The sequence below is a fragment of the Gardnerella sp. c17Ua_118 genome (genome assembly GCF_055804255.1).
Genome location: NZ_JANUYT010000001.1, coordinates 1141213 through 1161649, shown reverse-complemented (window position 1 = coordinate 1161649; position 20437 = coordinate 1141213). Strand labels below are relative to the sequence as shown.

17 protein-coding genes and 2 tRNA genes are annotated in these 20437 nt (G+C 42.3%); 12 read left to right on the top strand and 7 right to left on the bottom strand.

Going from position 1 to position 20437, the window contains the following annotated elements; all coding sequences use genetic code 11:
- Positions 1-146: 146 nt before the first annotated feature.
- Positions 147-1262 (bottom strand): class E sortase, encoded by a 1116-nt coding sequence (locus NYP69_RS04560; protein ID WP_473412982.1) that lies wholly within the window; start codon positions 1260-1262, stop codon positions 147-149.
- Positions 1263-1271: 9 nt separating this feature from the next.
- A complete protein-coding gene (locus tag NYP69_RS04555; RefSeq protein ID WP_473413080.1) occupies positions 1272-2063 on the bottom strand; it encodes a DUF881 domain-containing protein in 792 nt (263 codons plus the stop codon).
- Between the two features lie 76 nt (positions 2064-2139).
- Here NYP69_RS04555 and crgA point away from each other — a divergent pair, with 76 nt between their 5' ends.
- On the top strand, positions 2140-2541 hold the full coding sequence (gene crgA / locus NYP69_RS04550; protein WP_004131207.1) for a cell division protein CrgA: 402 nt from the start codon (positions 2140-2142) through the stop codon (positions 2539-2541).
- Between the two features lie 104 nt (positions 2542-2645).
- Here crgA and NYP69_RS04545 read toward each other — a convergent pair whose 3' ends face one another.
- Both NYP69_RS04545 and NYP69_RS04540 read right to left on the bottom strand, forming a co-directional pair.
- Complete coding sequence (locus tag NYP69_RS04545; protein WP_060785767.1) at positions 2646-3959, bottom strand: THUMP-like domain-containing protein; 1314 nt, start codon at positions 3957-3959, stop codon at positions 2646-2648.
- A 214-nt stretch (positions 3960-4173) separates the two neighbouring features.
- Positions 4174-4875, bottom strand: coding sequence for a rhomboid family intramembrane serine protease (locus NYP69_RS04540; RefSeq protein WP_018639895.1), 702 nt, complete (start codon positions 4873-4875; stop codon positions 4174-4176).
- 218 nt (positions 4876-5093) lie between these two features.
- Here NYP69_RS04540 and NYP69_RS04535 point away from each other — a divergent pair, with 218 nt between their 5' ends.
- Positions 5094-5306, top strand: a complete 213-nt coding sequence (locus NYP69_RS04535; protein WP_004131212.1) for a hypothetical protein — start codon at positions 5094-5096, stop codon at positions 5304-5306.
- Between the two features lie 192 nt (positions 5307-5498).
- Here NYP69_RS04535 and NYP69_RS04530 read toward each other — a convergent pair whose 3' ends face one another.
- A complete protein-coding gene (locus tag NYP69_RS04530; protein WP_004131215.1) occupies positions 5499-7982 on the bottom strand; it encodes a glycogen/starch/alpha-glucan phosphorylase in 2484 nt (827 codons plus the stop codon).
- 243 nt (positions 7983-8225) lie between these two features.
- On the opposite strand from NYP69_RS04530, the gene NYP69_RS04525 reads away from it, so the two are divergent.
- The gene (locus NYP69_RS04525) at positions 8226-8690 is read left to right on the top strand and encodes a sterol carrier family protein (protein WP_004131216.1); all 465 of its coding nucleotides are present in this window, start codon (positions 8226-8228) and stop codon (positions 8688-8690) included.
- Positions 8691-8767: 77 nt separating this feature from the next.
- Here NYP69_RS04525 and NYP69_RS04520 read toward each other — a convergent pair whose 3' ends face one another.
- Positions 8768-9193 carry a DUF3073 domain-containing protein gene (locus NYP69_RS04520; protein ID WP_004131217.1) on the bottom strand — a complete coding sequence of 142 codons (426 nt, stop codon included), beginning with the start codon at positions 9191-9193 and terminating at the stop codon, positions 8768-8770.
- A gap of 155 nt (positions 9194-9348) precedes the next feature.
- Here NYP69_RS04520 and trpS point away from each other — a divergent pair, with 155 nt between their 5' ends.
- Positions 9349-10440 (top strand): tryptophan--tRNA ligase, encoded by a 1092-nt coding sequence (gene trpS, locus NYP69_RS04515; RefSeq protein WP_115757082.1) that lies wholly within the window; start codon positions 9349-9351, stop codon positions 10438-10440.
- A 115-nt stretch (positions 10441-10555) separates the two neighbouring features.
- On the opposite strand, the gene NYP69_RS04510 is transcribed toward trpS, so the two are convergent.
- Positions 10556-12361: a threonine/serine exporter family protein gene (locus NYP69_RS04510; RefSeq protein WP_004132401.1), complete on the bottom strand. Its 1806-nt coding sequence runs from the start codon at positions 12359-12361 to the stop codon at positions 10556-10558.
- Between the two features lie 206 nt (positions 12362-12567).
- Here NYP69_RS04510 and NYP69_RS04505 point away from each other — a divergent pair, with 206 nt between their 5' ends.
- The 8 genes from NYP69_RS04505 to NYP69_RS04470 all read left to right on the top strand — a co-directional run bounded on the left by NYP69_RS04505 (position 12568) and on the right by NYP69_RS04470 (position 20342).
- Positions 12568-15324 (top strand): phosphoenolpyruvate carboxylase, encoded by a 2757-nt coding sequence (locus tag NYP69_RS04505; protein WP_473412981.1) that lies wholly within the window; start codon positions 12568-12570, stop codon positions 15322-15324.
- A gap of 188 nt (positions 15325-15512) precedes the next feature.
- Complete coding sequence (locus NYP69_RS04500; protein ID WP_115757084.1) at positions 15513-16172, top strand: carbonic anhydrase; 660 nt, start codon at positions 15513-15515, stop codon at positions 16170-16172.
- The gene (locus NYP69_RS04495) at positions 16166-17308 is read left to right on the top strand and encodes a permease (RefSeq protein ID WP_004132405.1); all 1143 of its coding nucleotides are present in this window, start codon (positions 16166-16168) and stop codon (positions 17306-17308) included. Before NYP69_RS04500 ends, NYP69_RS04495 begins: the two co-directional genes overlap by 7 nt.
- Complete coding sequence (locus NYP69_RS04490) at positions 17305-18120, top strand: TIGR03943 family putative permease subunit (RefSeq protein WP_004132407.1); 816 nt, start codon at positions 17305-17307, stop codon at positions 18118-18120. Before NYP69_RS04495 ends, NYP69_RS04490 begins: the two co-directional genes overlap by 4 nt.
- A gap of 109 nt (positions 18121-18229) precedes the next feature.
- Positions 18230-19561 (top strand): hemolysin family protein, encoded by a 1332-nt coding sequence (locus NYP69_RS04485; protein WP_004131228.1) that lies wholly within the window; start codon positions 18230-18232, stop codon positions 19559-19561.
- 25 nt (positions 19562-19586) lie between these two features.
- Positions 19587-20066 (top strand): Dps family protein, encoded by a 480-nt coding sequence (locus tag NYP69_RS04480; RefSeq protein ID WP_004132408.1) that lies wholly within the window; start codon positions 19587-19589, stop codon positions 20064-20066.
- 97 nt (positions 20067-20163) lie between these two features.
- Positions 20164-20237, top strand: a tRNA-Ile gene (locus NYP69_RS04475).
- A gap of 32 nt (positions 20238-20269) precedes the next feature.
- Positions 20270-20342, top strand: a tRNA-Ala gene (locus tag NYP69_RS04470).
- The last annotated feature ends 95 nt before the right edge of the window (positions 20343-20437 follow it).

Genomic DNA, 20437 nt, shown 5'->3' with positions numbered 1-20437 from the left:
GATTAATTAATAGTTTGTGTTTTAATAAGCTATTTTAATAAGCTATCAAACCAATGATTTATAAGCTGTTTGTAATCTAATAAGCTAGAAAACTAATTAGACAAGTAAACTGTAAACTAATAGATTCCTAGCTTATTAGTAGCGATTTAATAAATCGTTGTTGTGTATGCAGACATTTCTCTTAAGAATGGAATTGTTGCCGAAGCAAACGGATATATCCATTGCATAAGAATTGCAATTGCTGTTACGTAGATTAGTGCGCAAAGAACTAATCTTATTGGCAAAATACCAGGCTGCAATCGCATAAGTCCGCCAAAAATGCTGAATTCTGGCTTTGGTTTTAATCCAGCTCGGATTTGACGTCTTAGAGGCCATTGCCAAGCGATAGCTGCTGCAGCGAAGATAATAATGTACGCAACTATAGCAATAAGTATAACTGGAACAAGCGAATCGAGCTTAGAAGCCAAAGACTGCTGCTCGTTGTTTACAAACTTAACTTGACCGTTTGCATCTACTGTAGAAAGCTCTTTAGGAATACCTTCGGAAACCTTAGCCCAATAATCAAACTCGCCAAAGCTAATAAAGCGGAACTTAGGAGTGGAATATTTTGGCTCACAAGTAACAAGCGTAATCATGCGCTTTTTAGGATTCTTGCTGTGATTTATTGGGTCTTGATCAAGAACTTCACTTTGATCTGGTCTAACAATCTTGTGAGTAACGTACTTATAAACGAACCAATAATCTTTTGTACGAATAATAATAGGATCGCCCTTTTGGAATCGGTCAACGTCTGCTAAAGGCTGACCGTAACCATTTCGGTGACCACTAATAGCCAAGTTTCCAATTTCTCCTGGCATTTCTGTTTTAGGGAAGTGTGCAAGTCCTCGCCTATTTAATATTTCTAGGCTAACGCCTTCAACAATATTGCGCTCCCATTGATTGCCAAACCTAGGAATGTATACTCGAGCAACAAGTTCTCCATACTTTACTTTTTGCAATTTAGGAGGATCGTCTACTTGAGGAAGAGCAATCTTGGTTTTTTTACCAGCAGCAGGATTCTTCCACGAAACAGCCTCTCTGGTTTCAAACTGTACATGCTCGGATTGAGCGCCCGTCCACCACATTTGCCAGACAATGTACAATGCGCAAACAACTGCAAAAGCTATAAGAAGTTCTCCAACAACGCCAGCTATTGTCCAAAGTGCGCTAGCCTTTGTTGTTTTGGCTTCGCTACGTTCGTGCTTGTAGTTAGAACGCTTCATTTTACTCCTTTATTGTTTGGTGGAATGGTGTTGGGGAATATTTCCAATAATATCGGCATCTTTTGGAACCGAAGCAAACCTTAGAGGCTGCAACAGGGCAGACGACTCTAAGAACTTTAAGTTTCCCCTTTTTTCCACTTTCCATCCCAGTCCAAAAGTACTGACATAGTCTTTATATGTTTGAATTGCTGGAGAATTATCCAACGATTCTATCATGTCTTCTATTGAACCAATAGCAGATATTCTATACGGTGGCGAGTACTGATGGCCTTGCAACATAAGCACATTTCCAATACAAACAACAGCTGAATTAAACAAGATTCTTTGACCCTGAATTGTTATAGCCTCCGCTCCGCCTTTCCATAGGGCATTTACAACGGCTTCTATATCTTGTTGGTGAATTACATAGTCATTTATGTTTGCGGAGCTTCCAGACCCGTTTACGGCCGTTTTCCAAAGTGGCGAATCGTTTAGCGTTACAGTAATTCCTGGTCCTTGTATTGCTGGAAGTATTGTGCTTGCGCCAGTATCGTCGGAAGAATCAGACCCGCTTGCGCTGCTTGTTAACGTTTTGTTTAGAAGATTAACTTTAGAATCTAACTCTTTAACCTCTTCTCTCAAAGATTTTGCTCTTTGAGAATTTCTTTCCACCATTTGCCCCGTATCGGAAGTTACAAATGCAGTACGATTTATGTGCAAATTAGTAACGAATAAGTAACCAGTAAAACAAATTGCTAGGGCAACGGCAACGCTTCCTAACAGCGATTTTCTAGCGCCGTGTTTACCTGTTTGTTTTGCCATATTACCCATTCTTCTTCTTGCGTTCGAGTGTAACTATTATTATAGCGTGTAGCCGATTGATTGGAGTGTTACTGTTATGGCTGACGAAGAATTGAATAAATTGAATACCACTTCATCTGCCGATGTGGATGAATCTCAAAACTCTTCTAAAGAAGACTTGTATGGTGTTCCTATGGAACAGGTTGAAGCTGTTTTGAACGCAACTGCCGATAAAGAGTCGTTGTCTCCGCAAATACAGCGCATGATGAAGCGTCAAGAAGAAAATACTCGCAGAGTTGAAGAGTCCATTAAGGGCACTAAAGCTAATGCTGGATGGTTTGTTCCACTATTTTGCACGCTTATGATTGTTGGCTTGTTCTGGGCTGTTATTTATTACTTGAATCCTGCTTTGCCAATTCCAGGAATTGGAGCGTTTAATCTTTTGATTGCAGCATGCTTGGTTATGGCTGGGTTCTTAATGACAATGTGCTGGAGATAGTTTGTATATAGCTTGATAGCTTTATATAGCTTGTAGATAATATTTGATTTTGGCTGCATGTAATAAGCGTGCAGCCATTTTTATATGCGTGCTTTGTGTGTTTATTACTCCGCTTTGCTTGCACAAATAAGAACATGATTATTTTTAGAATCGGTAGTTGCAATAATCCTAGTGTTTCCACCGTCTTTTAACTTAAGCCTTTTCTTTAAGTCGTTTACGCTTAGTGGAAAATTGTATGTTGCAATATTTGCGTAAGTTATTTTAGAAAGAGCTTTACTGATTTCTTTTTTGTTTAAGCTGCAAATATTATTTATTTTCCAAATGTTTCCAGGAAAATCTGATTTATATTCGCAAGATATAAAAACGTGGCTGTTGCTTGCGATTTGAAACACGTTGTATTTAGAGCTTAAAATCTTAAAACATCCCGACTTCATAATTGAAGAATTTGGCTCATAGGCATATTTAGCGCAGTTTTTCCAATCTCTTATTGAATCATTTGAGTTTTGCTCGCTTTTTATGTGTGATTCTTGCGATTCTTGCGTCTCTTGCGCTTCTTCTACTTTATTTAAGTCTGGATTGTATTTTGCGTTAAAAACGGTTACTGAATCGTTGTTTGCGCAATAAACTTCAATATGCGAATGCATGTTTGAGTCTAATACTAAAAGCAGCTCTTTGCACTCGTTATTGTGTGAAACAATGTGTACTTGACTAACGTTTCCACAAAAGTCGCAAACAGCTTTTCTCCAATCAAGCATTGGAGATAGTTTAATAATCACAAATTTTGCTACTTGCAGCATGCGTTGTTTTAGCTCTAAAACATTAGGTGTGCAATCTTTAATCGCGTACGTTCTAGCTCCACTTTTATCTCGTCTTGCTGGGTCAATATAAATAATCGTTGCGTAGTCTACTTTTTCTAGCACTTCTACGCTTGTTGAGTTTACGCATTGAACATTGTTTAAGCGCATAACAGTCATATTGTGCTGGCTTATGGCCGATAGTTCTTCTTGAGTTTCTACGCAAATGGCTTTGCAAAACTCTTGGCTCATAATTGCGCAATCTACTCCAAATCCGCCAGTTAAGTCGATTAGAGTTGTTTTGCACTTATCAATATTGTTGTTTTTTATAAGACGATTTGCGATGCGTGCTTTATATTGCGCGGTTGCTTGCGACGAGCACTGTTCCATAGAAATATGTGATGGGTAAATAACTTGATTGTTTTTATACCACATTGGCAGTTTTGTTTTTGCAATCTGCTTTCCGCTTATTTGATTAACAGCAAAAGCAACATTCACGTTTGGGTTATTAGACGCTTTTAGTGCAGCTTCTTTTGGGTTTGTGTTTTGATTTTGAAGAATAAAATCAATAGTTTGCTGATTTTGATCTTGTAGTTGTTTTGTGTGAATGTTGTTAGATTGCATAATTCTATTTTTGATTAAGGTTTAGAGAAAGTCACAATTTTCCAAAAATGTGGATAACTTTTATACACTTGTTAACATGGCTAAAAATGCAGAGTTATCAACGATTGTGTATAACAATGTGGATAACTTATTTAGATATACCCATGTTATACCCAGGTTATGCACATTTATGTCCACAATTGTGGAGAACTACACGCGTGTAATTTAACGCTATTTATTGCAAACAGAATGCGCTTATTGCCAGAAGAACAATAAGTATTAGTAAAGAGTAAACAGCAAATCGCTCATTAAAAGATGCTTTTTTAAGAAGAGGATTATTAGTGCCAAGTAAAGCAGACAGAACTATTCCAGTAACAATTCCACCAATATGAGCTTGCCAAGCAATATTTTGAACCAAAAGAGGCATTGCAAGCGTTAGGCCAATCCAAATTAAAGTTCCATTAACACTTTCGCCAAGTCGCCATTGCGCAACCAAAAGAGCGCCAATAAGACCCATAATCGCTCCCGAAGCCCCATAAGCTGCAATCACCCAGTCTTGTGTAAGCTTTGAGTAAAGTAGAGTTGCAACGCATCCACCAAGCCCACTAATAGCGTATAAGAAAAAGAACTTCCATTTACCAAAGAATCTCTCAAGCTCTACGCCAAGCGAATACAAGCAAATCATGTTAAAAAGAATGTGCGTAAGTTCTGGCGCGTGAACAAACATAGACGTAAACCAAGTCCAGCTTGCTTTTGTAATCAAAAATGGCGCAAAAGCAGTATTTTCAACAAATAGTTGATATGCGCTTGGCAAAAAAGTGTGAAGAATCATCTCAATAATCCACACAAACACGCAAATGTAGATAATTGAATACGTTGCGGTTTTGCAATTAGTTTTAAAGCGCTTAACAATAGTGTTTATGTCAAAATTGTTCATAAAATAACATTATCTAATTGCATACACAAATTTGCATACATAAGTAGCAACCATAATGGTCATTAAAAATGTTTTGTAAGATTTATGGTGTTTCGTGCATAAAAATATAATAAAAAGATGCAAGTGTTAAAAAAAATCACTATTATAGTGAATACACGAGTAAACTCGATACAAACGTTGACTTGGACGAGCAGGTCAGCTTAACGAAAGGAGCCATCATGGAGAACAGGTCCTCTGGCGGTTGGAAGTTCTTTGCACTGCTCTTTGGAGCACTGCTCGCAGGTATTGCAGCATTGTATGTTTACAAGCAGCATAATCCTGATTACGATCCATGGGAGCAGCCATGGGAGAACAGCTCTTCGCCAATTAACATAGGCGCAGAAAAAGAAGATAAGGAAGAATCTGAAGCAGCTAAGGCAGTTGAGGCTTAGTTAGAATTAAAATTCTTATACTCAAATCTTTAGCTATATAAGGTGTGAAGTATTGCACTCGTAGTGCATAGCTTCACACCTTATTTTTATTTTGATAGTCGTTTTTTAGTCATTTTTATAAATAAAAAAGCTGTGACCAACAAACGCTAGTCACAGCTTTTATTAAAGCAATATTAAAATGCTTTTACATAATTATTCGGCAGTTGGAAGAGCGCCAGTGTGCCAAATGCGATCGAGATAATCTTCGATAGAGCGATCAGAAGAGAAGTAACCAGAGTTGGCTACGTTCAACACAGCCATGCGTGCCCACTTCATAGGATCGCGGTAAGTTTCCTCAATTTGAGCTTGAATATCCATGTAAGAGCTAAAGTCAGCCATTGCCATGAAGTAATCGTGAGTAAGCCAATCGTTGACGAGTGGCTCATACACGCTCTTGTCGCCGTTGGAGAATGTACCGTCAGCAACCATGTCTACAGCTGTCTTCAAGCGAGGATCAGACTCGTAGTACTTACGGGAGCCGCCGTGATCGTAGCCTTCAGCGTAGAGCTTCTCAACCTCGTCAACAGTCATGCCGAAGAGGAAGAAGTTCTCAGCGCCAACGCGTTCACGAATCTCAACGTTTGCACCGTCGAGAGTACCAACAGTCAAAGCACCGTTCAAAGCGAACTTCATGTTACCAGTGCCAGAAGCTTCCTTACCAGCTTGAGAAATCTGCTCATCCAAATCGGTTGCAGGAATCAAGTTCATAGCAAGTTCAATGTTGTAGTTCTCTGGGAAGAACACTGCAAGCTTGCCCTTGCATGCTGGATCGTTGTTTACAACGCGAGCAACATTGTTGATGAGCTGAATAGTAAGCTTTGCCATAGCATAGCCTGGAGCGGACTTAGCGCCGAAGAACACGGTGCGTGGAAGCATCTTGTCTACGTCGATTGTGCCATTCTTGATTCCAGCGTATGTGGAGATAACCTGGAGGATCTTCATGGACTGGCGCTTGTACTCGTGCAAACGCTTAACAATGGTGTTAAACATAGTGTCTGGGTTGATTTCAAAGCCATACTTGTGCTTTGCAAAATCAACGAAGGCAAGCTTGTTTTCCTGCTTGACTTTAGCGAACTTCTTAACGAAGGATGGATCGTCAGCCAATGGCTTCAAACCTTCAAGAAGCTCCAAATCACCCTGCCATGCGTCGGTGCCCAAGCCCTCAGTAATAAGAGCAGACATGCGTGGGTTGCTCAAGCGAACGAAACGACGAGGAGTTACGCCGTTAGTAACGTTCTTGAACTTATCTGGGTAAACGCTGGAGAAGTCCTTTAATGTAACATCCTTCAACAACTCAGAGTGAAGCTCGGCAACGCCATTAACGTAAGAGCCGCCGTAGGTAGCCAAGTAAGCCATGCGAACTACAGCACCTTCGCCATTTTCGTCGGCGTCGGTAGCGATGCGCATGCGCTCAACCTGATCCTCGGAAACGCCCTTGCTGCGAAGCTCGTTGCGGAACTGCTCGCTAATGCCCTGAATAATCTCAAGGTGGCGTGGCAAAAGTTCGCCAATAAGCTTTGCTGGCCATACTTCCAAAGCTTCTGGAAGAAGCGTGTGGCAAGTGTAGTTGAAGGTCTTGGTAGTAATGCCCCAAGCGGTGTTCCAATCGTAGCCGTACTCGTCCATAAGAACGCGCATAAGCTCTGGAATACCAATAACTGGGTGAGTATCGTTCAACTGGAAGTTGATCTTGCTTGGGAATGTTGTAAGATCTGGCTTATCTTGACCAGGATAGAACACGCGAATAGCGTCGTGAATAGAAGCAGCTACGAAGAAGTATTGCTGCTCAAGACGCAAAGCCTTGCCCTGTGGAGTGGAATCTTCTGGATAAAGAATCTTAGAAATGTTTTCTGCTTCAACCTGTGGCTTAACAGCATCCAAGTACTCAGACTTGTTGAAGGTGAGCAAATCAAATTCGTCGTAAGATTTAGAAGTCCACAAGCGAAGAGTGTTTACGCGACCAGAGTTGTAGCCTGGAACCATGTAGTCAACTGGTACTGCGCGAACAGCCCATGCTGGCTTCCAAACGCGCTTGCCGTTTTCTTCAACAACTTCGCCGCCGAAGTTAACGCGCTGATCTCTGCCGTAGTCAACGTGACCCCATGGCTCTTCGTTGCTAAGCCAGTAATCAGGGGTTTCTACCTGCTTGCCCTGCTCGTCGAAGCGCTGCTTAAAAATGCCGTAACGATATTGGATGCCGTAGCCGAATGCTGGAACGCCGATAGAGGCGAGCGAGTCAATAAAGCAGGCTGCGAGACGACCCAAACCGCCGTTACCTAAACCTGGCTCATACTCAGCATCGATAACATCTTTTGGCTCAAAACCAAGCTTTGTAACAGCCTTGTTGAACTGATCGGTAAGGCCAGCGTTAAGCAAAGCATTTTCAAGCTGCTTGCCCATTAAGAACTCTGCGCTTAAATAGCCAACAGCCTTTGTGTTTCCGTTAATCATGTCATGCTGTGTCTGCATCCAAGAGTCCATCAAATGACGACGGACAGCGGTAGCAGCGGCAACATACACATCAGCCGTAGTGGCCTGTTCTGGGGTGACACCCTGGGTGTACTTCAGATTTTCTTGAAGTTCTTTGGCAAATGCCGCCGCAGTAGTCTTGGCTTTAGGCGCGACGTGTTTAGTCATATTTGACTCCTTGTGCCGTGAATAATATATTTACCTAAAATGTGCGAATAGCAACCCTTGATTATGCTGGTTGTAGCCGCGCCAAATTGCACTTAACAAGACGGTACGCGGCAATGCACACGTTTTCATTGTTGATGATATCACAACCCCAAACCCTTATTAATAATTATTCACAATATGACTTTTATAAAACAACATTAAAATCGCAAATAATACTTAGACAATTCGTGAGATAATTCAAATATGGCTGTTATACGAGAAGCGGATATAAGTGGCGCTAAAAAATCGTTTGAAACGTGGGTAAATAGTGCAAAATCTTATATAAATTCTATGAAAATAGATTCTACGAACAATAAAAAAGATTTGTGCTGCATAAACACAAGCGAAATAGGCGTTAGCGTAAACGATGAAGCAATGGCTGTTAGATACTCGCTTTATGTGCTAGAGCATATAGCTCCAGGATGCGCTGTAGAGGTAAGAGTGGCGCCTTGGGGAGCTGTAAAAATCTTAGAAGGACCACATTCAGATCCGCATAATTTAACACCGCCAGATGTTATAGAACTTGACCCAGATGTTTGGTTGCGACTTTCTTGCGCAATAACAAAATGGGATTACGAGCAGCAAATTGGGAATATAAGCGCAGTTGGAGAGCGAGACGATTTAAGCAATTTGCTGCCCGAACTTACAAAAGCTCTTTTTAATAATTAATGCTAACTAAGGGTATTTGCCTACATGCTTATCTACATATAGAATTAAGCGTTCTTGTGCAAATTCTTGTGCAAAAATTACTTGTTCTTATGCATAAAACTAGGCATAGGCATAGGAATGTGATGATGAACAACGCCAGAATTGCTAGACGACTTGTCTTTAGTAGCGGCCTGAGCGGCAGACTGAGCAGCCCACTCGGCGTAGTCGTCTAAATCGTCATCTCCACTCGAAACGGAATCATGCAAGCTACCAACACTATCATTACCAGCATTAGTGTTGGTGTCTTTAGAATCATCTTCTACAGATAAGCTTTCGGAATCATCTTGATTATCTAGATAATCCTCATTCTTGTAGCTATCAGATTCAAACGGATCGAAGGATCCTTGACCAGGCTCGTGAGTATTAAGCTCTTTAGCAAGCTCGTCGTAATCCGTATCGGTCGTCAGGTATTTGAGCTTACGGGCAATTTTCTGTTGCTTTGCCTTCTGTCGTCCGCGGCCCATCTGACCCCCTCTAATTTACCGAAACAATCAATTCATCACACAAGAGCGTACCACTTTGCCGCAACAGAGTATATTGTCTGAGTGAACTTTTACCATAAAAGCCATATTTTAGGCGTAAAAATCGCAAGAAAAATTGCGTGTGTAAGGAGTTAGAAATGGCAGAAGAAGCACAGGTTACAGCTGCTGGAAACGAGATAAGCGCAAGCTTTGTGGCAGCTCAAAAACGTTCAGACGCAACGCTTGAGAAGCTAAAAGCAAATCCTAGCTCCTTTACAATGCTTACGGGAGATAGGCCAACAGGAAGACTTCACTTAGGTCATTACTTTGGTTCGATTCGCGAGCGTGTCGCAATGCAAAATCTTGGCGTAAACACAAACGTGATTATTGCAGACTATCAGGTGATTACGGATAGAGACACTGTTGAGCACGTAGAAGATAACGTGCTAAACCTTGTTCTTGACTACATGGCTGCTGGAATTGACCCTAAGAAAACCATGATTTTTACGCACTCCGCTGTGCCTGCAGAAAACCAGCTTATGCTGCCATTCTTGTCTTTAGTTACAGAAGCCGAATTGCATAGAAATCCTACTGTTAAAGCCGAAATGGAAGCTTCTGGTCATGCCTTAACAGGACTTTTGCTTACATACCCAGTGCATCAAGCTTGCGATATTCTGTTTTGCAAAGCAAATGTTGTGCCAATTGGCAAAGATAATTTGCCGCATATTGAGATTACGCGCACGATTGCTCGCAGATTTAATGAGAGATACGCAAAGAAGAATCCTGTTTTTCCAGAGCCAGCTGCAATTCTTTCGGATACGCCAGAAATCCCAGGATTAGACGGCCGCAAGATGAGCAAGTCTTACGGAAACTCGATTATGCTTGGCGCAAGTGCAGAAGAAACAGCAAAGCTGATTAAGAAGAGTCCAACTGATTCTGAGCGCACAATTACTTTTGACCCAGTGGCTCGTCCGCAAGTTTCTGCGCTTTTGACTACTGCTGGTTTGGTTACAGGCAGAGATCCAAAAGATATTGCGCAAGAAATCGGCAACGCGGGCGCAGGAGCACTAAAAGCGTACGTTATTGAATCTGTAAACAACTTCCTTGCTCCACACCGCCAGCGTAGAGCGGAATTGGCCAAAGATATGGATTCAATTCGAGATATTTTGCATGATGGAAATGCGCGAGCTGCTGCGATTGCACAAGAAACACTTGATCAAGTACGCGAAGCAATGAATATGAAGTATTGATTAATTCTTGCTTGATAAAGCTTTCTTGATTGCATATTTTGATTGCATGCAAATAGAACGCGCATAAATAAAACGCCCAGTAGTAGCTGGGCGTTTTATGTTTATTAGCTTATGACTAAATGTCGTATCGCCAGCTTTTATCTGTTATAACGCGCGCAACTGCAAGCCCTAATGGCAAGCAAATAATCACCATAAACGCGCGGAAAGTCCAGTCTAAAGCAGGAAGAGTATTAAACTGACCGAGATAGAACATTGCGCGATACATATAAAGTCCAGGAACCATAATCACAATAGATGGAACCGTAAGACCAATGCGCGGATATCCCAAGTATTGCGGCGCCCAGCCTCTATGCACAATTGCACGCCAAGCGGAAGCCAAAAGACCAGCAAGCAAAGCGCCAGTAAACGCTGCGATCTCTGCAGCTACGCCAAAATCAGCCATTGTTAAGCGCAAAGTATCGGTAATTGCTCCGATTATTCCAGCAACAAAACACATTCGTTGAGGAGAATTAAACAGAACGGAGAATCCCCACACGCCTGCAAACGCTGTAATCATTCTAAGAACAGCATTAAGCCAAGGATTTAAGCCAAGCGGAGTAAAGCCTTGAGGGTCTAGCTGAACAAGGCTTGCAACCATCCAGCCAGCAAGAGTGCCCATTAGAATAATCGCCATTGTGTAGCAAAGCCGCTGAATGCCAGAAGGAAAATCAATCTTAGCAATATCTAAGCCACCTGTAATAAGAGGAAAACCTGGAATTACAAACAAAACAGAGCCAATATAAGCCGTATTGTGATGCAAAGCAGAAGGGTCAAAGCAACCAATAATGCGCAAAGAAGCAATGCAACTTAAAGCGCCAACAGCAACAGCAATAAACGTTACAACGAATTGGTTTAGATGATGCATAAACATGCGTCTTCTAACGTAGTGGCCTATTCCTGCGCCAATAAAAGCACCAAGCATGTCGTAAGCGCCACCGCCAAGCAAAAATGCGAAGGATGCGCATGCTACTGCAGAGGCAAGGCCCGCAAACCAAGGTTTATAAAGAGGTTTGCGGTTTTTTATTAAGTCTAAGCGGTCGTGAACTTGACGAACTGTAAGCGGCGCGGAAAAATCGCCAGCAGGATTTGCGTTAGAGGAAGTAGAAGAATTGTTTTTAAGATCTGAATTCAAATTATTTTGGCTATTTTGAGCATTTTTAACATTCTTGACATTTTTAACGTGAGAAAAATGCTCAACATACGTTTTTTCTGGCTGGAGCGCAAAAATTCCGCGAGGTTTTTCTTTACGAATCGCCTCTTGAATTGCCATTTTTTCTTCGACTTTTGCAGCATTCTCCTCTGACTGCTTAGCTGTTTGAACAATCGCGTTCTCGTTACTGCTAGCTTGAAGAGTATCCACTAATTCCTTGGAAACAGTGGCTTTTGAATGGTATAAGGAATCGTTTCCAAGTTTAACGTTAAACCAGTCTGCAAAATGTTCGAGCAACCAAATTCGCTCAGTGTTTACGCCAGTAGTAGGCAAATCAACAACTTCTGTAATTCGCTCGTGCTTATCTGTGCAAGTAGCTTCAATATCTGTTAGATTAACGTCTGCACGAACGTTCACGCCCATAGGTTCGCCAACCCTATGCATAAGCTCGCGAACGCGGTAGCTTCCAGTTCCAGCGCCTAAACCTAAAGCACCAACACGAATAATAATGCTGGATTTTGCTGCAATTCCAGCTTGCGTAACTGGTTTATCCCAATCGCGCTCAACATCTTCCATATCTAGCGGAATCGCGTGCGTTTGAAAACGGCCAGAAGGCTTTCCAACAATATGGCCAGTCGAAAGTATTTTTGGCTTATTACTATCGCTGTTACTGCCGTTATTATTGCTGCTATTGCTATCGCTGCTATCCGCGTTATTCTCTTCTATGCTCACAATTTTTTAGTATACGCATTGCATTGCCTATAAAAATTTATATAAAAAATTTATACAAAAAATCAGTCCTAAGGTCGGTTCACAATTATTTTGGAATCTCGCTGGAAACAAAGGCTGTGGGCTTGCAACTTTTGACCTAAATAACCGCGGAGGAGCCGTGGAAGTCGAATGACCAAGCAACCTTATGACTAGCACAAGGAGGTCTGATGACAACTCAAAATCAACAGGTAACTCCAGCAGACGCAACGATTGTAACGTCTGGTTTAGGGCGAAAAGGTCCCGAGGAGCGCGAACTGCCAGCATCGCTTAAGCAAGACATGGATTTGTGCTTGCATATTCTGCGCGATGTTTTAGGCGAATTTGATGAAAAATTATTAACCGTATTTGACGAAGTGCGCTTAAATGCTGTAGACGCAAGTGCAGCACACTTTAATCAAATGCTTGATGCTCAAGAAACAGAAGACGACGGATTAAGCAAGGCTGTAGAAAAAATCAATGGCATGGATTTGCCAGATATGCAATTGCTTGCGCGCGCGTTTGCTACATACTTCCATCTTGCAAATCTTTGCGAAGAAAACTACAGGGTTTCTGTGCTTCATCAGCGCGAATGCGATGTTGAGGATTCTAATCCAGTGGATCCAGTGAACGAGCTAACTTGCGCATATCACAAGTTGCTTACAGAAATGAGCCCTGCGCAAGCTAAGGAATTACTTGCAAAGCTTGAGTTCCACCCAGTTTTTACTGCGCACCCAACAGAAGCTAGGCGCAAGGCTGTAGCTGGTAAAATCCGCAGAATATCGCAGCTTTTAAGTAAGCACAATACTTTAGGTGGATCGGATAAGCGCGAGAATTATCGTAAGCTATACAACGAGATTGACGCATTGCTGCGTACATCTCCAATCGCACTTAAAAAGCCAACTCCTGTTGAAGAAGCAGACACGATTCTAGATATTTTTGACGCCACTTTGTTCAACACAATTCCTCTGGTTTATCGCAGATTTGACGATTGGCTGCTAGGTAAGAAGGCTGGCTTAGTGCCGCCGCGTTGCCCAGCGTTCTTCCACCCAGGAAGCTGGATTGGCTCCGATAGAGACGGAAATCCAAATGTTACGGCAAAAGTTAGCAGGCAAGTTGCTAGAAAGTTTAGCGACCACGTTCTTGCTGCTCTAGAAGCGCGTACGCGTGAAGTTGGAAAATGCTTAACAATGGAAACGCGCACAACTCCTCCAAGTGTTGAGCTTTTGGAGCTTTGGAATCGCCAGCGAGAAATGAGCGAGCAGCTAACGGAAAGCGCATCCGACGTTTCCAATAGCGAGCCGCATAGAGCCGTTATGCTTGTTATGGCAGATCGTTTGCACAGAACAATTAGCCGAGATACAGACATAATGTATCATTCTTGCGAAGATTTTATTGAAGACTTGCACATTGTACAAAGGTCTCTTGCGGCTGCTGGCGATTCGCGCGCGGCTTATGGTCCATTGCAAGATCTTATTTGGCAAGCGCAAACATTTGGATTCCACATGGTGGAAATGGAGTTCCGTCAGCATTCGCTCGTGCATTCTCGCGCTTTGGAAGATATTCGCGAACACGGTTTGCATGGTGAGCGTGGATCTCTTCAGCCAATGACTCGCGAAGTTCTAGACACTTTCCGCGCGCTTGGTGCTATTCAAAAGCGAAATGGTATGCGCGCTGCTCGCCGCTACATTATATCGTTTGCAAAGTCTGCTCAGCATGTTCGCGATGTGTTTGAGCTTAATCGCCTTGCGTTTGCTCACCCACAAGATGCGCCAACAATCGATGTAATCCCGCTTTTTGAGCAGCTTGAAGACTTGCAAAATTCGGTTAATGTTCTGGAAGAAATCATTAAGATTCCAGAAGTTCAAGCTCGCTTAAAGGCCACTGGCCGAAAGATGGAAGTTATGCTCGGCTACTCCGACTCTTCCAAAGACGCTGGCCCTACTTCTGCAACGCTTGCTTTGCATTCTGCTCAAGAGCGCATTGCTCAGTGGGCTAAAAAGCACGATATTGACCTAACGTTGTTCCACGGCCGCGGTGGTGCTGTTGGACGAGGCGGAGGCCCTGCAAACCGTGCTGTTTTGGCTCAGCCAGTTGGGTCGGTAAACTGCCGATTTAAGCTTACTGAGCAAGGCGAGGTTATTTTTGCTCGCTATGGTAACCCAATTTTGGCGATTCGCCACTTGGAATCTGTTGCTGCAGCAACTTTGCTTCAGTCGGCTCCAAGCGTTGAGAAAACAAACACAGAGATGACGCATAAGTATGCGGATATGGCTCAAAAGCTTGATGTTGCAGCGCATAATCGTTTTATTGATTTGCTTCAAACAGATGACTTTACGCCGTGGTTCTCAACCGTTACTCCGCTTAGCGAGATTAGTTTGCTTCCAATCGGCTCTCGCCCTGCAAAGCGAGGCCTTGGCGCAAAGTCTTTGGATGATTTGCGCACAATCCCGTGGGTTTTCTCTTGGGCACAAGCTCGAATCAACTTGGCAGCGTGGTACGGCTTGGGTACAGCTTGCGAAAAGTTTGGCGACTTGCAAACTTTGCGCAAAGCGTACGAAGAGTGGCCACTTTTCAGCACTTTTATTGACAACATTGAGATGTCTTTGGCTAAAACGGATGAGCGCATTGCTTGCATGTATCTAAGCCTTGGAGATCGCGAAGATTTGAGCGATAAGGTGCTTTCGGAAATGCAACTTACGCGCAAGTGGGTTTTGCAAATTGTTGGAGATAAGTGGCCGTTGCAACATCGCCATGTGCTTGGCCAGGCAATCCGCGTGCGCTCGCCTTACGTGGACGCGCTTTCTGTAATTCAGTCACTTGCATTGCATAAGTTGCGCAACAAGGTAGATAAAGAAGAGCTTAGCGAAAGCCAGCAAGCAGAGTTTATTTACTTGATTCTTTGCACAGTTTCTGGTGTTGCTGCAGGCTTGCAAAACACTGGATGATTTTAATAAATTACTGAATCAAGAAGGCTCTCGTATTTGCGAATTGCAATACGGGAGCCTTTTTGATAATAGGCTTATATTCTTAAACAAAATTCTTATTTACTACGAAAGATACAATATATTTTAAGTCAAAAATTTTACACTTTAAGCAACTGAAAATATTGCCAATGCCAGTGTAGGAGGTAATAATGCAAGAAGAAGTCAGCGAAGATTTTGCTAATGAAGATTCAGTTTTAGCTACATCGGTATTAAACGCAATGCTTGCAGGGAATCGCAAATTTGCAGACGGCAATTCAGATCATGCAGGCGTAAATTCAGAATCGCGCATGAAACTTATTGACGGTCAGCATCCTGGAGCTGTTGTGCTTTCGTGCGCAGATTCGCGAGTTGCTCCAGAATTTATATTCGACGCTGGTTTGGGCGATATTTTTTCTGTTCGCACAGCTGGAGAAGTGTTGGATGATGCCGTAATAGCTTCGCTAGAATACGCTGTAAGTGATTTGGGGGTAAAAGTGTTGGTTGTGCTTGGGCATGAGCATTGCGGCGCTGTACAGGCTGTTTTGCCGAACGTGCAAAAGCTGGTTTCTGAATACGGCGAAGATAAAACAAGCGAAACAATTGAGTCGAGCGAGTCAATATTACTGCGTTCTTTAGGGCCTGCTGCGCTCGCAGGTGTTGAGGAAAATTTAGATACAGATGATATTGAACGTATTCACGTGTCTAATATTTTGGCTGAAATTTGCGAAAAATCACAAATAATTCGCGAAGCTGTTTTCAAAGACGCTTTGATGCTTGTTGGAGCAAGGTATCGAATGAGTGACGGCTTGGTGGAAGTGTTGTCATGCTAAAAACAGAAACCGAAGCAAAAACAACGAGCCAAGTAGAAAAAGCAAGTAAAGCAAAACAAGCAAATTCTGCAAACTATCTTTTTTTGATTGCAGGAGTGCCTTTTGTAGCTCTTATTATTGCAATGCTTCCAGCTTTGCAAGCGCGCAACCCGTGGTTGCCTGTAAACACTGTTATTAGGGGTGTTTCTGGCTTGCTTTTGCAAGCTGTTCCTTTTACGCTAATTGGTGTTCTTGTTTCCGCTGCTGTAGAAACATGGGTTACGGAAGATTTTATTGAAAAACACGCTCCAAAGTCTATTGCAAACGGCTTTTTGGCTGCGATTTTTGCAGGTGTGTGCGTTCCTGTTTGCGATTGTGTTGTTGTTCCAACTTTTTCTCGTCTTGTTGCGCGAAAGCTGCCATTGCCTTGTGCTGTAACGTTTTTGTGCGCTGTTCCAGTGGTAAATCCTGTTTCTATTTGGGCTACTTGGTACGCGTTTGCGGACGTTCCAGCAGTTGCTGTAACTCGAGTGGCTTTGGGTGTTGGTGTGGCTCTTTTAGTGGGTGTTAGCTTTGTGATTTTTCCTGTAAAGTCGCAAGTTTTAAGGCGAAATGTATTGGAAAAAGTTCGCGCTGATTGTTCGGATTGTGCGGATTGTGCGTATTGCGGCGGCTGCAATAAGTCGCAAAGTGGCCATTCTTCGTATAAAAATTCTTCCAGCTTTAAGTCTGGTATTAAAAATAGTTTGAAAACTTACGCACATCACATTTATTCAGATTTTATGCGACTAATGCCAATAATTTTGTTTGGAACGATAGTTGCTTCGATTATTCGCGTTTGGCTTGGTGCAGATCCTGCATCAAAGGTTAATACAACAATTGTTTTTGTGGCAATTCCAGCAATGATGTTAATAGCGTATGCAAGCTCACTTTGCTCCAGTTCCGACGCTGTAATCGCGCGCTCTTTGGCCTCCTCGCTTCCAATGAGTTCAGTAATTGTTTTTCTGCTTTTTGGGCCAATGCTAGACATAAAAAATACGCTTATGCTTGTTGAAGATTGCAAAACTAGCTTTGTTTTGCGCTTAATTGCAACGATTGTTGTGTTCTGTTTGTTTGCTGCGCTTATTGTTCATTTTGCGTGGGGAGTAATGCTGTGAGTGATATAAATTCCGCAAATTCCGCAAATTCTGCAAAATTGTCTAAAAAAATAACATTTGCAAGCATTATTCAAGCATTGTGTTTATTTTGTTTTTCTGCAACTTTAATGCACAGTGCTCTAAGTGGATCTTATGCAATTTTGACTACTCCGCGCGCGTTTGCTTATCTTATTTTTGCTGCGATTTTGCTTTTGGTTTTGGGAATTTGCTCACTTTTTGGACTTTTCCCTGCACATGCTAAAGATTGCAAAAAAATAATGGTTTCAATTGTAGTGCCAATGCTTATTATTTTGATTCCACTTCAAATGTCTCAATCGTCGCTTGCGAGCGGTTTTGCAAAGTCTGCAGGTTTTGACGAGTATGCTTCTGGTCGCGCAATAGCAATCGCGTCTAATCGTAAAAATAATAAAAAAAATTTAAGCGGATTAGATGTAGTTAATAAAAAAATTGTTGTTGCAGACGATGATTTTGGCAATTGGTACAACGAAATTGACCATAATTTTGATAAATACAAAGATTATACGATTGTTGTAAAAGGGTTTATAAGCAAAGAATCTACGCTTTCTAAAGATCAAGTTCGCATATCTAGACAGTTTATGTCTTGTTGCATTTTAGATATGAGCCCGTTTGGTTTTGTTGCACAAATGCCCAAAAATATGCGATTTGAGCATCATCAATGGGTTGTTGTTAAAGCCAAAATAGCCCTTGGGAAAGTTGGGCTAAAAGGTTATTCGCAAGATGGAATTGTTCTTAAAGTTGAATCCGCTAGCGATTTGAATAAAGCGCCTTCGGGGTATTTCTATAGAACTTGATTGCGCGTATTTGTTTATTGTCCGCATATTATCCGCATATTATCAACATTATTAACATTGCTTTTATACGCACTTTTTATATGAGCTAAATTCAACTAAGATAGCAAGTATGTCGTTGGGTTTTAACATTGCACTCATTGTTGTGTTCCTTTTGTTTGGTTCCATATTTGCAGCAACCGAACTTGCGCTTGTTAACTTGCGATCGTCGCAGCTGGATCGCATGGAAGCTCAGGATGCGCGAGGAGCGCGCGTAGCAAAAATCGCCCGCGATCCAAACACTTTTCTTTCCACTCTTCAAATCGGAGTTACGCTTTCTGGTTTTCTTTCGGCATCTTTTGGCGAATCTGCAATAGCACCTCATGTTGTGCCATTAGTGGAGTCTTGGGGTGTTTCAAAACATGTAGCAGGCCCGCTTACGACTATTGTTTTAACGCTTATAATATCGTATTTTTCAATCGTAATTTCTGAGCTTGTTCCAAAAAGAATCGCAATGCAGCGATCGGAGCAAATCGCAAGGACTGTTGTTCCTGCAGTAGACGTGTTCTCTAAAATATGCAAGCCCCTAATATGGTTGATTGCTAAGAATACCAACGGTTTTGTGCGCCTTCTTGGGTTCGATCCAAACGAAAAAGAAAGTGAAGTTTCCGACGAAGAGTTGCGCGTTTTAGTTAATTCCAATAAAAAACTTAGTCAAGATGAGCGCACGATTTTAGACGATGTTTTTGACGCTTCCGAGACGATTGTTGCAGAAGTCATGCGTCCTCGTGCAGACGTTGAGTTTTTGGATGGCTCACTAAGTCTAGAAGATGCTGCTGCAAAGATTCGCGAGCTTCCGTACTCTAGGTACCCAGTAACAGGCAAGGATTTTGATGATGTTATTGGATTTGTTCACGTTCGAGATTTGCTGGATGTTAAAGATCCAAACGCAAAAACAGTAGCAGACGTAACTAGAGAGGGAATAAGTCTTCCTGGAACGTCTAAGTTGCTCCCAAGTCTTGAGCTTCTTAGAAAGCGAGGGGTTCATCTTGCGGTTGTTATTGACGAGTATGGTGGAACGGATGGCATTGTAACTCTTGAAGACATGACCGAGGAGCTTGTTGGAGATATTCGAGACGAGTACGACTTGCCAGATGAGTCGGATTTAAGCCGCGATAGCAAGTCTACAGCGTTTGTAAACGGAGTAGCTACTGTTGATGGCGGAATGACGATTGAAGACTTTGCAGACGTTACTGGAATCGAATTGGAAGATGGCCCTTACGAAACGGTTGCAGGGTATTTTCTGGCTCGCACAGGCTCGATGGGTAAGGTTGGCGCTGTTTTGCATGATGCGGATGGCTACGATATGACTGTTGCAGAAGTGGATGGTCGTAGAATTGCTACGATTGAAGTTAGAAAAACAGAGCAAAATAAAGATTTGAACAAAATCAATAACAAAAATTAATAAAAAACAAAAAATGGAGGATACTATGGCTTTAATGCATATTGTGCCAGGTTTAGACGAAGTTTCTAGCGAAAAAGCTATTGCGGTTTTGCAAAATCGCTTAAGCCACGAGCAGGAAGCTGCTTTAGTCTTAAAGCATGCGCATTGGAATGTTACAGGCCCAGACTTTATTGCAGTTCACGAAATGCTTGACCCTCAAGTTAGTGAAGTTTTGGCTCAAGCAGATGAGACAGCTGAGCGAATTGCAACGCTTGGAGGCTCGCCATCGGGTCGCGCGGACGATATTGTTGCATCGCGCACATGGAAGCGTTTTTCTCTTAGTGGCAGAAAATCCACTAAAGAATATTTGCAAGCATTAATTGAGTATTACAACGATATGATTGCGGACGATAGAAATGCCATTGCACAGCTTGATAATCTTGATATTGTTAGCTCAAATATTATTCAAGACCATGTTCAGCAGCTTGAAAAGTTCCAGTGGTTTATGCGCAGTCATTTAGAGTAATTTTGTAGAATAATTTTGCGACACGCTTAGATTTGCTATTTGACATTTTTGTTTCATGTGCTAATCTAACTACTTGTATGTTTTCAACATACAAGTTGGGCCCGTAGCTCAGGTGGTTAGAGCGCATCCCTGATAAGGATGAGGTCGGAGGTTCAAGTCCTCCCGGGCCCACGAAATTGAACATCTTGTTCTTTTTCTCCAATGGGGCTATGGCGCAGCTGGTAGCGCATCTGCTTTGCAAGCAGAGGGTCAGGAGTTCGAGTCTCCTTAGCTCCACAAATAGGGTTTCTAGCATTTGCTAGAAGCCCTTTTTTCATGCATGGGGTCCGTATTGTGTTTTGGGGTGTTTGTTGTGCTTGCGCGCGTCTTGC

Excerpts from the sequence above, each read along its gene's own strand:
- NYP69_RS04525 (WP_004131216.1), top strand. The coding sequence starts at position 8,226 with ATGGCTGTTATACGAGAAGCGGATATAAGTGGCGCTAAAAAATCGTTT.
- crgA (WP_004131207.1), top strand. The coding sequence starts at position 2,140 with ATGGCTGACGAAGAATTGAATAAATTGAATACCACTTCATCTGCCGAT.
- NYP69_RS04505 (WP_473412981.1), top strand. The coding sequence starts at position 12,568 with ATGACAACTCAAAATCAACAGGTAACTCCAGCAGACGCAACGATTGTA.
- NYP69_RS04535 (WP_004131212.1), top strand. The coding sequence starts at position 5,094 with ATGGAGAACAGGTCCTCTGGCGGTTGGAAGTTCTTTGCACTGCTCTTT.
- NYP69_RS04545 (WP_060785767.1), bottom strand. The coding sequence starts at position 3,959 with ATGCAATCTAACAACATTCACACAAAACAACTACAAGATCAAAATCAG.
- NYP69_RS04495 (WP_004132405.1), top strand. The coding sequence starts at position 16,166 with ATGCTAAAAACAGAAACCGAAGCAAAAACAACGAGCCAAGTAGAAAAA.
- NYP69_RS04540 (WP_018639895.1), bottom strand. The coding sequence starts at position 4,875 with ATGAACAATTTTGACATAAACACTATTGTTAAGCGCTTTAAAACTAAT.
- NYP69_RS04485 (WP_004131228.1), top strand. The coding sequence starts at position 18,230 with ATGTCGTTGGGTTTTAACATTGCACTCATTGTTGTGTTCCTTTTGTTT.
- trpS (WP_115757082.1), top strand. The coding sequence starts at position 9,349 with ATGGCAGAAGAAGCACAGGTTACAGCTGCTGGAAACGAGATAAGCGCA.
- NYP69_RS04480 (WP_004132408.1), top strand. The coding sequence starts at position 19,587 with ATGGCTTTAATGCATATTGTGCCAGGTTTAGACGAAGTTTCTAGCGAA.
- NYP69_RS04555 (WP_473413080.1), bottom strand. The coding sequence starts at position 2,063 with ATGGCAAAACAAACAGGTAAACACGGCGCTAGAAAATCGCTGTTAGGA.
- NYP69_RS04530 (WP_004131215.1), bottom strand. The coding sequence starts at position 7,982 with ATGACTAAACACGTCGCGCCTAAAGCCAAGACTACTGCGGCGGCATTT.
- NYP69_RS04560 (WP_473412982.1), bottom strand. The coding sequence starts at position 1,262 with ATGAAGCGTTCTAACTACAAGCACGAACGTAGCGAAGCCAAAACAACA.
- NYP69_RS04500 (WP_115757084.1), top strand. The coding sequence starts at position 15,513 with ATGCAAGAAGAAGTCAGCGAAGATTTTGCTAATGAAGATTCAGTTTTA.
- NYP69_RS04520 (WP_004131217.1), bottom strand. The coding sequence starts at position 9,193 with ATGGGCCGCGGACGACAGAAGGCAAAGCAACAGAAAATTGCCCGTAAG.